A 12,812-nucleotide genomic window follows, 5' to 3' on the forward strand; every position below is an offset into this window, starting at 1 on the left:
TTCGCCGGTGTGCGAGTACCCGTATCTCGTTCGGCGTCGGCGGAGTCAGAGCGCTCCGCCGACGCGCCGACTCGCGTATTCCGGCCATGCCATTAACGCTGTCCGGTCCGTTCCGCGATGAATTCGAGTAGTCGAGTACGCGGGTTTCGGTGGGACACCAGCGAGAGGATCAGCGTATGAAACGCCTGGTTGTATGTTGCGACGGCACCTGGAAGGCCGAGTCGAGCAGCACGGTTTCGAACATTGTCAAAATCGCGCAGACGATCCGGTTCGACGCGCCGGGACCGGCGGGGGAGACGATCCAGCAGTGGGTCACCTACGTCTCCGGTCCCGGCGCCCGCGGCTTTCTCACCGATCGGCTGGTAGGCGGCGCGTTCGGCCTCGGACTCGAGGCGAACCTGTCGTCCGCGTACTGGCATTTGGCCCTGAACTGGGAAAAGGGCGACGAGATCTACATCTTCGGCTTCAGTCGCGGCGCCTTCACCGCGCGCAGCCTGGCCGGTCTGATCAGCCGTATCGGCATCATGACCCCGGAAGCGATGATCGCGGGCAAGTATCCGGAGGCCTTGCGGATCTACCGGCAGCGGCCGCCCGCGCCGACGCCGGAGAACCCGGACCCGCCCGAACCCGAGCAGTGGCGGGAATTCCGCCGGAAGAACTGCAGGCGGGCGAAGATCGATTTCCTCGGCGTGTTCGACACCGTCGGCGCGCTCGGCGTGCCGGGCGTCACCTCGCTGCGGCACCGGTTCCACGACGTCAAGCTCTCCCGCCACGTGTACTGCGCCCGCCAAGCGCTGGCCATCGATGAGCGGCGGCGCAACTTCGAACCGTCCCTGTGGGAGGTTCCGGTCGAACCGACCGTGAAGTACCGGCGCGGGTTCGAGCGGGTCAAGCAGGTGTGGTTCCCCGGCGTGCACAGCGATATCGGCGGCGGCTACGCCGAGTGCGGCCTGTCCGACGCGACGTTGCAGTGGATGGTCCGCGAGGCGGAGTCGGTCGGGCTGGCCTTCGATCGCGATCGGCTGGCCAAGTTGTCCGAACGCTGCGACGCCACGAACGGGGATCACATGCGGCTGCACGATTCCCTCGGCATCGGCTACCGCATCCTGAATGTGCTTCGGACGCTGCGCAATCCGCGCAGCCGCCGCTTCCACTGGGATTCCTGGCGCCGGATAGCCACGCCCACCGACCAAGGGGTCCGGCTGGCCGCCAGCACGCAGGACGCGCTGGACTATCAGCCCGCGAACCTGCGGCGCTGGCGCGAGGAACTGGGCGGAGCGATCCCGGAGAAGACCTACGAGCAGCTTCGCGGCGTGTTCGCCAAAGAACTCGTGCGCGCTCCCGCGGTGGCCGACGTACCCCCGCTCGAGCTGTCAGCGCACCAGTAGCGCGACGGGCAGCCGGCCGAACATCTTCTCCAGCCTCGCCCGGCCCTGGAAGGTGTGGCCGGTCAGCCGGTCGGTCCAGCTGCCCGCGGGCAGGTCGAGGAACGTGTCGCCCCACCCGCTCTCGGCCAGACCCACGCTGTGGCGGGTCGCGGCGACGATGACTTCGGGCGCCTCGCCCGTGCGGCCGCGGGCGTAGGAGACCACCTTGGCCGCGTGGTCGCCGGTGGCGAACAGCGGCCGGTAGGCGCCGCCGACGAAGCAGTCGGGACGTTCGCGGCGCAACCACAGGGCATATGCGACGATCCACATCTTCGCCGCGCCGGTGGTGTCCAGCGCCGGTGTGCCGGTGAGCGATTGCAGCATCCCCGCGCGGGCGGCGAAGTCCACCGGCCTGCGGTTGTCCGGGTCGACGAGGGAGTCCTCCCACAGTTCGCAGCCCTGGTAGACGTCCGGGATGCCCGGGCCGCACAGTTGCAGGAGTTTCTGCGACAGCGCGTCGGACCAGGCGTGCGGCGCCAGCTCATGCACCAGGTCGCCGAGTTCGGAGCCCACCGGTCCGTCGATCACCGCGTCCAGCCACGCGTGCACGGCGGACTCGAACTCGGCGTCGGGCTCCTCCCAGGAGGTCTTGGTGTTCGCCTCCCGCATCGCTTTCTCGGCGAACGCGTGCAGGCGCTCGCGCAGGCCCGGCACCGACGCGGCCGGTCGCCCGTCCGCGGGCCACACGCCGAACATGTTCTGCAACAGGAAAAGCGCCGTCGCCCCGTCCGGCGCCGGAGTGGTCTCCAACCAGGAGTCGACATTGCGAGCCCAGGTCTCCGCGGCCTGCGACAGCACGCCGATGCGGGCGCGCACGTCCTCGCCGCGCTTGGTGTCGTGCGTGGACAGCGTCGTCATGGTCGCGGGCCACAGCTGCGCGCGCTGGCTGTTGGACAGGTGGAACTCGTTGAGCGAGTGGCCGAAGCGCGCCGGGTTGCCGCCCACCTCCTGCAACGAGACCAGCCGCGCGGCCTGATAGAACATGGTGTCCTCGACCGCCTTCGCGGTCACCGCGCCGCAGACCTGGCTGAAGCGCACCGCCGCGGCCCCGTCGGCGGCCAGCGCCGCGACCAGGACCGCCAGCGGCGCGGTGAGTTCGCTGTTGCGCTTTTCCACCTCGGCGATCACCGCACCGGCCATCCCGGCCAGCGGCGCGTAGTCGGCCCGGTACACCGGCATGAACGCCAGCACCTCGATGGTGGCGTTGGTCAGCGCCATGGTGTCGAAACTCTCGGCGTTCGCGTCCTGTTTGATCGTGGCCACCAACCGCCGGACCTCCGGCGCCAGAACGCTTTCCGCGACCGCCCGCTTGATCCGGTGCTCGGTCTCGCCGATCCAGGCCCGGTCGCTGCCGTGCCCGGCGACCCGCCGCGACAGTTCGGTGAGCGCGTGCTCACCGCGCGGATCGATCAGCACGCCGCCGAAATCGGCCAGCGCCTCGTAGCCGGTGGTGCCGTCGATCGGCAGCGTCGCGTCCAGCGGCTCGCGGTTGGCCAGGATCTTCTCCACCAGCAGCAGCCGGTGCGGGCCGATCAGCCTGCGCAGCCGGGTGAGGTACCCGGCGGGGTTGGACAGACCGTCCGGATGGTCGATCCGTACGCCGTCGATCAGGTCGTGCTCGCACCACGCGGCGAGCTCGCGGTGGGTGACCTCGAAGACCTCGGGGCTCTCCTGACGGATCCCGGCCAGGCTGCTGACCGCGAAGAAACGCCGGTAGGTGCACAGCCCGGCCTTCCAGCTCACCAGGCGGTAGTGCTGCTTGTCGTGGATGCGCAGCGCGTTGTCCCCGTCGGTGCCCGGCGCGATCGGGAAACGCAGATCGTGCAGCGCCAGCATGGGTTCGGCGCCGGAGCGGTCGACGGTCAAGGCGGCCGGGTCGTTCTCGCTCTGCAACACCGGCAGCGCCAGGCGGCCGCCCGCGCCGTTGCCCGGGCTCCAGTCGATGTCGAAGTACGGCGCGAACCTCGACTCCTGACCGTTCCGCAGGACGTCCCACCACCAGGCGTTCTGCCGCGGATCGGCGACCCCGACGTGGTTGGGCACCAGGTCGACGATCAGTCCCATACCGCGGCTGCGCACCTCGTCGGAGAGAGCCTTGAGCCCGGTCGGTCCGCCGAGGGCGGCGGAGACCGTGGTCGGGTCGGTGACGTCGTAGCCGTGCGTCGAGCCGTGCGCCGCGGTCAGGATCGGCGAGAGGTACAGGTGGGAAATGCCCAGCTGCTGAAGATATTCCGCGATGGCGCGCGCTTCGGCGAAGGTCAGCGCGTCCGGTCGCAGCTGTAGCCGGTAGGTGCTGCGGATCGTTGTCTGGCGGGCGGGTTTGCGTCGGAGGGACACCGGGTCGGTCACGTGTATCTCGGAGGAGTCGGGTGCGTTCATCGGCATTCGGGTCAGGTGGCCTGGCGGAGGACGAGGAGACAGCGAGCTCGGACGGTGACGGTCGCGCCCCCGGCATAACCGGCGTCGGCCAGGCCGGTCGGCGCCGAGCAATCCAGTGCCACCGACCATTCCGCGCCTTCACCGGTGCGGGGTAGCACGAAGTCGATAGCCGCGTCGTGGGCGTTGAAACACAGCAGGAACGAATCGTCGGTGATCCGCTCGCCGCGCGGGCCGGGCTCGGGGATCGCCTCGCCGTGGAGATAGACCGCCAACGACTTGCCGAATCCGCTGTCCCAGTCCGCTTCGGTCATCTCCTCGCCGGACGGGGTGAGCCACGCGATGTCGCGGGCGTCGTCCGTCGAACGGATCGGGCCGCCCGCCAGGAAGCGGCGTCGCCGGAAGACCGGATGCTCGGTGCGCAACGCGATCACCGCGCGAGTGAATTCGAGCAGATCGGCGTTCTCTTCCCGCAGCGACCAGTCCATCCAGGCCAGCGGCGAGTCCTGGCAGTAGACGTTGTTGTTGCCGTGCTGGGTGCGGCCCATCTCGTCGCCGTGCGCGAGCATCGGCACACCCTGGCTGAGCATCAGCGTCGCCAGCAGGTTGCGGCTCTGCCGCGCGCGCAGCGCGAGGATCTCCGGGTCGTCGGTCGGCCCTTCGGCACCGCAGTTCCACGAGCGGTTCCAGCTTTCGCCGTCCCGGTTGTCCTCGCCGTTGGCCTCGTTGTGTTTCTCGTTGTAGGACACCAGGTCCCGCAGGGTGAATCCGTCGTGCGCGGTGACGAAGTTGATGCTCGCGCTCGGCCTGCGCCCGGTGGCCTCGTACAGGTCGGAGGAGCCGGTGAGCCGAGAAGCGAACTCGCCCAGCGTCGCCGCTTCGCCGCGCCAGTAGTCGCGCACGGTATCGCGGTACTTGCCGTTCCACTCCGTCCACAGGCCGGGGAAATTGCCCACCTGGTAGCCGCCCTCGCCGACGTCCCACGGTTCGGCGATGAGCTTGACCTGGCTCACCACCGGGTCCTGCTGCACCAGATCGAAGAAGGTCGACAGCCGGTCCACGTCGTGCAGCTCCCGCGCCAGCGTCGCGGCCAGATCGAAGCGGAATCCGTCGACGTGCATCTCCAGGATCCAGTACCGCAGCGAGTCCATGATCAGCTGCAAGGTGTGCGGATGGCGCACGTTGAGGCTGTTGCCGGTGCCCGTGTAATCCATGTAGAGCGAGGGATCGTCGTCGACCAAGCGGTAGTAGGCGGCGTTGTCGATGCCGCGGAAGCCGATCGTCGGGCCGAGGTGATTGCCCTCGGCGGTGTGGTTGTAGACCACGTCGAGGATCACCTCGATGCCCTCGGCGTGCAGCGCCCGCACCATCGCCTTGAACTCGGTGACCGCCGAGCCGGCGCGGTCCATCGCCGCGTACCCGTTGTGCGGCGCGAGGTAGCCGAAGCTGTTGTATCCCCAATAGTTCCGCAGCCCTTGGTCGAGCAGCACACGGTCGTGCAGGAACTGGTGCACCGGCATCAGCTCGATCGCGGTGACGCCCAACCCCTTCAAATGCTCGACGATCGCCGGGTGCGCGATGCCGGAGTAGGTGCCGCGCAATTCCTCGGGCACCTCGGGGTGGGTCATCGTCATGCCCTTGACATGCGCCTCGTAGATGACGGTCTCGTGGTAGGGCCGGTTCGGCGCGCGGTCGGCGCCCCAGTCGAAGTAGGGGTTGATCACCACGCCGGTCATGGTGTGGCCGAGCGAATCCAGTCCGTAGGTGTGCAGCGAGGGGTGATCGTCGAAGTCGCCGTCGAAGGCCTTGCCGTAGGGATCGAGCAGCAACTTGCTCGCGTCGCAGCGCAATCCGCGGTCGGGGTCGTAGGGGCCGTGCACCCGGAATCCGTAGCGCTGACCGGGATCGACCCCGGGAAGATACGCGTGCCAGACGTAGCCGTCCACCTCGTCGAGCGCGATCCTGGTCTCGGCGTCGTCCCCGTCGACCAGGCAGAGTTCGACCGCGTCGGCAATCTCCGAGAACACCGAGAAATTGGTGCCGGCGCCGTCGTAGGTGGCCCCGAGGGGATAGGCGGTGCCGGGCCAGACACCCAGTGGTGTCGCGTCGCCGGGCGCTGCGTCGGGCTGAGCCATGGCAACGACAGTAGCGGCAGCCGGGCGCGCGGATGTGCGGGTGGTTCTGGCTGGGTGGATCAGGGGAGGTCGGAGGCGTTTTCCAGCCAGCGGCGCCGATAGCCGAGGCGTACCGCGACGCGTGCCAGACCGCCGAGCACGGCACGCTGCAGCAACATCGGGATGCCCGCCAGATAGCCGTCCTGATAGTCCCACAACAGGGCCAGGGCGAACGGGTCGCGCGGCACCCGCGCGGAGGTGGTTCGCCCCGCGCGGTCCAAGTTGTGCCAGAGCCGGAACATGTCCCAGTGCCGCAGCGGCGGCCGGATCTCGTGATCGATCACCGTGCCGGGAATCTCGCTGCGGAATTCGTGCACCGAGCCCGGCGGTGCCGTGACCGTGTCGCCGGGATGCGCGAGGACCTCCGTGCCATCGATACGGAATCGGAGCCGTCCGCGCCGGACCGTCCACCGCTCGGTGAGCACCGGATGCCAATGCGGGCCCGCCTGGCGTTCGGCCCGCGGCAGCACGTGCTCGAGCCGCAGATAGGAGCCGTGCTCATCGGTGCTCTGCGCGACAAGCGTGACGCGGTGGCCGTTGCGGAAGGTGAGGGTGCGTGCGGCTGGCATACTTCAGATATAAAGGTAACCTTTGTAATATGTCAACGGGTGAACCGACGCTGCTGAAATTGCTCAGCCAGGCCACCGCCGCTTACGAGCGCGCGTTGAACGAGGAGCTGCGCGCGCGGCTCGACGAGCAACTGCGTCCCGCGCACTACGCGGTGTTTCGCTACCTCGATCCGAACGGGTCGCGGATCACCGCGCTGGCCGAGGCGGCCGGGATGACGCAGCAGTCGATGGGGGAGCTGGTGACGCATCTGGAACGCCGCGGGCTGGTGGCGCGTCAGGTCGATCCGGCCGACCGGCGGGCGCGGGTGGTGACCGTCACCCCGGCGGGCCGGGCGGCCCTGGCCGTCGCGGAGGGGCGAATTCGCGAGATCGAACGGACGGTGGCGCGAGAATTGGGTGCGCGTCGCCTCGCGGAACTGCGCACGGCGCTGGCGGGAGTGGGTGCGGCGCTTGCGGCGGACGGATGACCCGGGGTAGCCGGCCTAGCGGCAGACCCGTGGACCCGTTCGGGTGCGACTTCCGCGCACGACGCGGCTGATTGCATCGCCGGACTACGATCCGCCGCCGAAGGCCGGTCGGCTGCCCACGCGCGACGCGGCTTTGCATCGCCGGACGAGGATGCGCCGCCGAAGACCGGTCGGCTACCCGGTGCCGGCGGTCACTGCGCGGGCGCGAGTGACCGCCGCCAGGTCTGGCCGACCAGGTCGTGGCCCCAGCTGTGATGTGGGCTCTGCTCGACCAGTTCGAATCCCGCGCGCTGGTAGACGCGCCGCGCCGCGGCGAGCACGTCGTTGGTCCACAGCACGATCTCCCGGTATCCCGCCGCGGTGGCGAAGCGCAGGCATTCGTCGACGAGCGCCGAGCCGACGCCGAGGCCGCGCGCGGTGGGTTCGACCAGGAGCAGCCGCAGCCGCGCGGTGGTGTCGTCCTCGCGGACGCAGAAGATACTGCCGACCGGGCGGCCGTCGGCTTCCGCGATCCAGACGCGCTCACGCTGATCGTCGCGGGAACTCAGGTAGTCGGCCACGATGCGCACGATCAATTCCTCGTAGGTCGCGTCCCAGCCGTATTCGTTTGCGTAGAGCTCCGCGTGGCGCTGGATCACCCAGCCGTAGTCGCCGGAACGCGGGGCACGCAGCGTGAGCTTCGGCGTGTCGGCGGGTTGGTCCAAGATCTGCTGGATGGTCCGCATCGCGGTGAGCAGCCGCGCCCGGGTCGCGGGCGGACGCGCGTCGAGCAGGGCGCCGACCTCGTCGCTGGAGCGCTGGTCGAGCGTCGCGAAGACGTCCCTGCCCCGCTCGGTCAGCCGGACCTCTTGACGGCGGCCGTCGCTGCCGGAGCGATTGCGTCGCACCAGGCCGGACTCTTCGAACCGGGCCAGGATGCGGCTGAGGTAGCCCGCGTCCAGGTCGAGGGCGTGCCGCAGCGTAACCACCTCGGTCGCGTCGGAGGCCGCCAGCTCGAACAGGACGCGTGCCTCGGTGAGCGAGTACCGGCTGTCGTGCAGTCCCTCCCGCAGCACGCCGATCACCCGGGTGTAGTGGCGGTTGAATTCGCGGACGGCGGCGATGTCGGCGGCGGCAGCGGTCACGGCGGCTCCAATCTTTGACTTTGTCAAAGAATATCGGCCCGCGGCGGCTTCGGGTGCGAAACGGCCGAACTCCTCCCGGGCGCCCTTCGGGAGCGCGCAGCTCGGATGCTAACTTGAACGGCGTTCAAGCCGCCCCGGCGGGCCGGGGCCGTGACGCGAGGATTCCTGTGGCACTGACCCCCGACGAGATCACCGCCCTCGACGCCGAACACGTCTGGCATCCGTACGGCGGCTTTCCCGCGACGACCGAACCGCTGGTGGTGGCCGCCGCCGCGGGGACGAGGCTCACCCTGGCCGACGGGCGCGAGCTGGTCGACGGCATGAGTTCCTGGTGGGCGGCCATCCACGGCTACCGGCATCCGGTGCTCGACGCCGCGCTCGTCGCCCAGTCGCGGCGCATGAGTCACGTGATGTTCGGCGGGCTCACCCATGAGCCCGCGGCCCGGCTGGCCGAACTGCTGGTCGAATCGACACCCGCCGGACTGGACAAGGTGTTCCTGTGCGACTCCGGCTCAGTGTCGGTCGAGGTCGCGGTGAAGATGTGCTTGCAGTACTGGCGTTCGCTGGGCAAGTCGCAGAAGCGGCGACTGCTCACCTGGCGCGGCGGGTATCACGGCGACACCTTCACGCCGATGAGCGTGTGCGACCCGGAGGGCGGCATGCACTCGCTGTGGACCGACATCCTGGCGCGCCAGGTGTTCGCGCCGGTGCCGCCGAGTGAGTACCTGCCGGAGTACGTCGCGCAACTGGAGGGCCTGTTCGCCGCGCACGCGGGCGAACTCGCGGCGGTCGTGGTGGAGCCGGTCGTGCAGGGCGCGGGCGGGATGCGCTGGCACCACCCCGGTTATCTGACCGACCTGCGCAGGCTGTGCGACGAACACGGCGTGCTGCTGGTCTTCGATGAGATCGCGACCGGATTCGGCCGCACCGGAACGCTTTTCGCGGCCGAGCACGCCGGGGTGAGCCCGGATGTGATGTGCGTCGGCAAAGCGCTGACCGGCGGTTATCTCACGCTCGCCGCCGCGCTGTGCACCGCGCGGATCGCCGAGACGATCAGCGCGGCGCACGGTGGGCTCATGCACGGGCCCACCTTCATGGGCAACCCGCTGGCCTGCGCGGTCGCCGTCGCGTCCATCGAGCTGCTGCGCTCGCGGGACTGGCGCGGCGAAGTGGCCCGCATCGAGGCGGAATTGACGGCGGGTCTCGACGCGGTGCGCGGTCTGCCGGGCGTGGTCGAGGCGCGGGTGCTCGGCGCGATCGGCGTGATCGAGCTGGACCGTCCGGTCGACATGCGGGCCGCGACCGAGGCCGCGGTCGCGGCCGGGGTGTGGCTGCGTCCGTTCCGCAACCTCGTGTACACCATGCCGCCGTTCATCAGCACGTCCGGCGATATCGCGACGATCACCGCCGGTATGCGCGCCGCGGTGGCCGCGCAGACCGGTCGCTGACCGGTCAGGCGATCCACGGCGGGACGATGGTGCCGTCGCTGTCCGGCCTTCCGGCCCGGGCGCCCGCCGGTGCGGTCACGATGGCGGTGAAGCCGCCCGTGGTGCTCACCTGCCGCAGCACATTCGGCGGGAGGATCACCGTATCCCCCTCGGTGGCACTGAGTTCCGTGCCGTCGAGGGCGACGTCGATCCGCCCGGCGAGGACGGTCCAGATCTGTTCGGTGTCGATGAAGTGCAGCGGACCGGTGGTGTCCGCGGGCACGTCGACCCGCCACAGCGCGAGTTGCGAGCCGCCCTGGGTGGGCGAGGCGAGCGTGGTCATGACACCGCCGGGGGTTTCGGTGCGGCGGGTGTCGGAGTGTCGGATGACGGTCATCGGGTTACCACCTAAGGTAGACAACATGGTTGTCCATATAGTCAACGAGGTTGTCCATCATGTCAAGTGACGCGGGCGGCTACGAGTTGCCGCTGCGCATGCTGCTCGGCTTCCGCGCCGTGGTCGAGGAGGTGCACGCCGAACTGGCCGAGCACGGTCACGCCGAGCTGCGCCCGCTGCACGGCTTCGTCTTTCAGGCGGTCGGCCGCCGCGGTGGTCCCTACGGCTGCACGGCCGCCGACCTCGGGCGCGCGCTCGGCGTCTCGAAACAGGCCGCGGGCAAGCACATCGAGGCATTGGAGCGCCTGGGCTACCTGCGGCGTGGGCATGATCCGACCGACGCGCGGCGCAAGGTCTACACGCTCACCGGCCGCGCCGAGGATGTGCTGACCCGATCGGCGCGCGCCTTCGATCGAATCCACGCTCGCTGGGCGGATCTGCTCGGTGCGGACCGCCTCGCCGAATTGGAGCGCGATCTGCGCGTGCTGACGCCGGGCGAGGTGTTCCGGCTCGATACGCCGAATTGGTTCAACGGTCCGTGAGCCGGCCGGGTGCGCCGCGGGTGTCGGAGATCTCCGGACGGTCGCTGTCGGACACCATCTCCCACACTCGGAAGATGCAGTGGTAATCGTCCGCCCAGCCGCGCACCATCAGCAGGTAGGTATCGCCGTCGCGCAGGACGATGCGGCGGCCGCGCAGTTTGGGGTGCTCGGGGGTGTAGGTGGGCAGTACGCCGGCCAGCTTCGCCAGTGCCTGGGCGCGCGTGCCGACCACTTCCGCGAGAACTCGGGGTGACCAGCGCTTTTGATCGCCCGAGCCCGTAGTTTCCTCGACGACTATCGCCCACCGCGGCATTCGGCCGTGTTCCTCCCCGGTGAAGCTTCGTCACCGCAGGCCGGTGACATCACCAACGATGGGCTCAACGGTACCAGCGGGCCCGCGGGCGGGTGCATTGAACGGTGTTCAAGTATGCTGCGGAGCTGTGACTACCGATCCGTTGAGCTGGTTGGACGAGCGCGCCACCGCGCGGGTGGCCGCGGGACTGCGTCGTGAGCTGCGCCCGCGCGCCGCGCAGTCCCCGTCGATCGACCTCGCCTCCAACGACTATCTCGGTCTGGTCCGCCACCCCGAGGTGATCGAGGGCGCGATCGGGGCGGTGCGCCGCTGGGGTGCGGGGTCGACCGGGTCGCGCCTGGTCACCGGCACCACCGCCGAGCACGAACTGCTGGAAGCCGAGCTGGCCGAATTCGTCGGCGCCGAAGCCGGACTCGTGTTCGCCTCCGGGTACGCGGCCAATCTCGGCGCGGTCACCGCCCTCGCCGGGCGCGGCTCGCTCGTGGTCTCCGACGCGGGCAGTCACGCGTCGCTGGTGGACGCGTGCCGGTTGTCCCGCGCCCGCGTGGAGATCGCGCCGCACCGCGACGTCGCGGCGGTGGACCGGCTGCTGTCGGAGCGCACCGAGGAACGTGCGCTGGTGCTGACCGATTCGGTGTTCAGCGCTGACGGCGATCTCGCGCCGCTGACCGAACTGCACCGCGTGACCAGGGCCAACGCGGCGGTGCTCGTGGTGGACGAAGCACACGGGCTCGGCGTGCGCGGCGCGGGCGGCCGCGGGCTGGTGCACGAGTCGGGCCTGGCCGGGGCGCCGGACCTGGTGGTCACCGCGACATTGTCGAAATCCCTTGCCGCGCAGGGCGGTGTGGTGCTGGCCAGTGCGCGGGTGCGCGCCCACCTGATCGACGCGGCGCGCACGTTCATCTTCGACACCGGTCTCGCGCCCGCCGCGGTCGGCGCCGCGCGGGCCGCGTTGCGCCTGCTGCGCTCCGAACCCGAACTGGCCGGGCGGGTGCTCGAACGCGCCGCCGACATCGCCCGGATCGCCGGTGTGCCCACGCCGGATTCGGCGGTGGTGTCGGTCGTGCTGGGTCCGGCGCAGGTGGCCTTCGACGCGGCCCAGGCGTGCCGGGCGCGCGGGCTGGACGTGGGCTGCTTCCGTCCGCCGACGGTTCCGGAAGGCACCTCGCGCCTGCGGTTGACCGCGCGGGCGAACCTCACCGCGGCCGAACTCGACTCCATCGCAACGGTGCTGGGTGAGGTCCTGGCCGAGGCGCGAGGCGCGGTGCCCGCATGACCGTCCTGCTGATCACCGGAACCTCCACCGACGTCGGCAAGACCGTCGTCACCGCCGCCGTGGCCGCCGTGGCGCTGGCCGAGGGGCGCTCGGTGGCAGTGTGCAAACCGGGCCAAACCGGTGTGGCGGTCGGCGAACCCGGTGACCTCGCGGCGGCACAGCGCCTCTCCGGCGTCACCCGGACGCTCGAACTCGCCCGCTACCCGGACCCGCTGGCCCCCGACACCGCCGCGCGCCGCGCCGGCCTGCCGGAGCTGACGCTCGCCGAAACCGCCGCCGCCGTCGACTCCCTGGCGGACGCCGATCTCGTTCTGGTCGAGGGCGCGGGCGGATTGCTGGTGCGCCTGGGCGATTTCACCCTGCTCGACCTCGCCCAGAAACTCGGCGCGCCCGTCCTGGTGGTCACCGCCGCCGGGTTGGGAACGCTCAACCACACGGAATTGACCACCCGCACACTGCAATCCGCAGGGGTGCGGTGCACGGGCCTGGTGATCGGGTCCTGGCCCGACGAACCGGACCTCGCCGCCGAGTGCAACCGCACCGATCTGCCCCGCGTCACCGGCGTCGACCTGGTGGGCTCGGTGCCGGAAGGCGCGGGCGGCTGGGACCGGGCGCGATTCACCGCCGCCGCCCCGGGCTGGTTCGACCCGGCCTGGTCACCTTTCCGCTGACGGGCCGGTGTTCGAACCGCGCAGGTGGCTCGGCGTGGACGAGCTTCCC

Annotated in this window: 12 protein-coding genes; 6 read left to right on the forward strand and 6 right to left on the reverse strand. The window is 70.1% G+C overall.

What is annotated here, in order from left to right:
• Positions 1–176 precede the first annotated feature (176 nt).
• Positions 177–1,388, forward strand: a complete 1,212-nt coding sequence (locus ON19_RS10175; protein WP_083899266.1) for a T6SS phospholipase effector Tle1-like catalytic domain-containing protein — start codon at positions 177–179, stop codon at positions 1,386–1,388.
• Here ON19_RS10175 and treY read toward each other — a convergent pair.
• Genes treY through ON19_RS10190 form a run of 3 tightly spaced genes read right to left on the reverse strand, consistent with a single transcriptional unit; the run spans position 1,374 to position 6,546 of the window.
• A complete protein-coding gene (gene treY / locus ON19_RS10180) occupies positions 1,374–3,806 on the reverse strand; it encodes a malto-oligosyltrehalose synthase (RefSeq protein ID WP_083899271.1) in 2,433 nt (810 codons plus the stop codon). The two genes, ON19_RS10175 and treY, sit on opposite strands and share 15 nt — an antisense overlap.
• 11 nt (positions 3,807–3,817) lie before the next feature.
• On the reverse strand, positions 3,818–5,938 hold the full coding sequence (glgX, locus tag ON19_RS10185) for a glycogen debranching protein GlgX (protein ID WP_043689463.1): 2,121 nt from the start codon (positions 5,936–5,938) through the stop codon (positions 3,818–3,820).
• A 59-nt stretch (positions 5,939–5,997) separates the two neighbouring features.
• Positions 5,998–6,546: a cupin domain-containing protein gene (locus tag ON19_RS10190; RefSeq protein WP_043689465.1), complete on the reverse strand. Its 549-nt coding sequence runs from the start codon at positions 6,544–6,546 to the stop codon at positions 5,998–6,000.
• 29 nt (positions 6,547–6,575) lie between these two features.
• Here ON19_RS10190 and ON19_RS10195 point away from each other — a divergent pair, with 29 nt between their 5' ends.
• Positions 6,576–7,013: a MarR family winged helix-turn-helix transcriptional regulator gene (locus ON19_RS10195; protein ID WP_043689467.1), complete on the forward strand. Its 438-nt coding sequence runs from the start codon at positions 6,576–6,578 to the stop codon at positions 7,011–7,013.
• Between the two features lie 191 nt (positions 7,014–7,204).
• Here the strand turns inward: ON19_RS10195 and ON19_RS10200 are convergent, their stop codons facing one another.
• The gene (locus ON19_RS10200; protein WP_043689469.1) at positions 7,205–8,137 is read right to left on the reverse strand and encodes a bifunctional helix-turn-helix transcriptional regulator/GNAT family N-acetyltransferase; all 933 of its coding nucleotides are present in this window, start codon (positions 8,135–8,137) and stop codon (positions 7,205–7,207) included.
• 167 nt (positions 8,138–8,304) lie between these two features.
• On the opposite strand from ON19_RS10200, the gene ON19_RS10205 reads away from it, so the two are divergent.
• A complete protein-coding gene (locus ON19_RS10205; RefSeq protein WP_043689472.1) occupies positions 8,305–9,585 on the forward strand; it encodes an adenosylmethionine--8-amino-7-oxononanoate transaminase in 1,281 nt (426 codons plus the stop codon).
• A 4-nt stretch (positions 9,586–9,589) separates the two neighbouring features.
• Here ON19_RS10205 and ON19_RS10210 read toward each other — a convergent pair whose 3' ends face one another.
• Complete coding sequence (locus ON19_RS10210) at positions 9,590–9,961, reverse strand: cupin domain-containing protein (RefSeq protein ID WP_043689473.1); 372 nt, start codon at positions 9,959–9,961, stop codon at positions 9,590–9,592.
• A gap of 59 nt (positions 9,962–10,020) precedes the next feature.
• On the opposite strand from ON19_RS10210, the gene ON19_RS10215 reads away from it, so the two are divergent.
• Entirely contained in the window at positions 10,021–10,503 is a 483-nt protein-coding gene (locus ON19_RS10215) for a MarR family winged helix-turn-helix transcriptional regulator (protein WP_157229646.1), read from the forward strand.
• Here ON19_RS10215 and ON19_RS10220 read toward each other — a convergent pair.
• Complete coding sequence (locus ON19_RS10220) at positions 10,490–10,816, reverse strand: hypothetical protein (RefSeq protein WP_157229647.1); 327 nt, start codon at positions 10,814–10,816, stop codon at positions 10,490–10,492. The two genes, ON19_RS10215 and ON19_RS10220, sit on opposite strands and share 14 nt — an antisense overlap.
• A 127-nt stretch (positions 10,817–10,943) precedes the next feature.
• On the opposite strand from ON19_RS10220, the gene ON19_RS10225 reads away from it, so the two are divergent.
• Together ON19_RS10225 and bioD are read left to right on the forward strand one after the other, a co-directional pair.
• On the forward strand, positions 10,944–12,092 hold the full coding sequence (locus tag ON19_RS10225) for an 8-amino-7-oxononanoate synthase (protein ID WP_043689474.1): 1,149 nt from the start codon (positions 10,944–10,946) through the stop codon (positions 12,090–12,092).
• Complete coding sequence (gene bioD / locus ON19_RS10230; RefSeq protein ID WP_043689476.1) at positions 12,089–12,763, forward strand: dethiobiotin synthase; 675 nt, start codon at positions 12,089–12,091, stop codon at positions 12,761–12,763. Before ON19_RS10225 ends, bioD begins: the two co-directional genes overlap by 4 nt.
• Positions 12,764–12,812: the final 49 nt, after the last annotated feature.

Source organism: Nocardia abscessus NBRC 100374, assembly GCF_000308455.1.
GTDB lineage: Bacteria > Actinomycetota > Actinomycetes > Mycobacteriales > Mycobacteriaceae > Nocardia > Nocardia abscessus.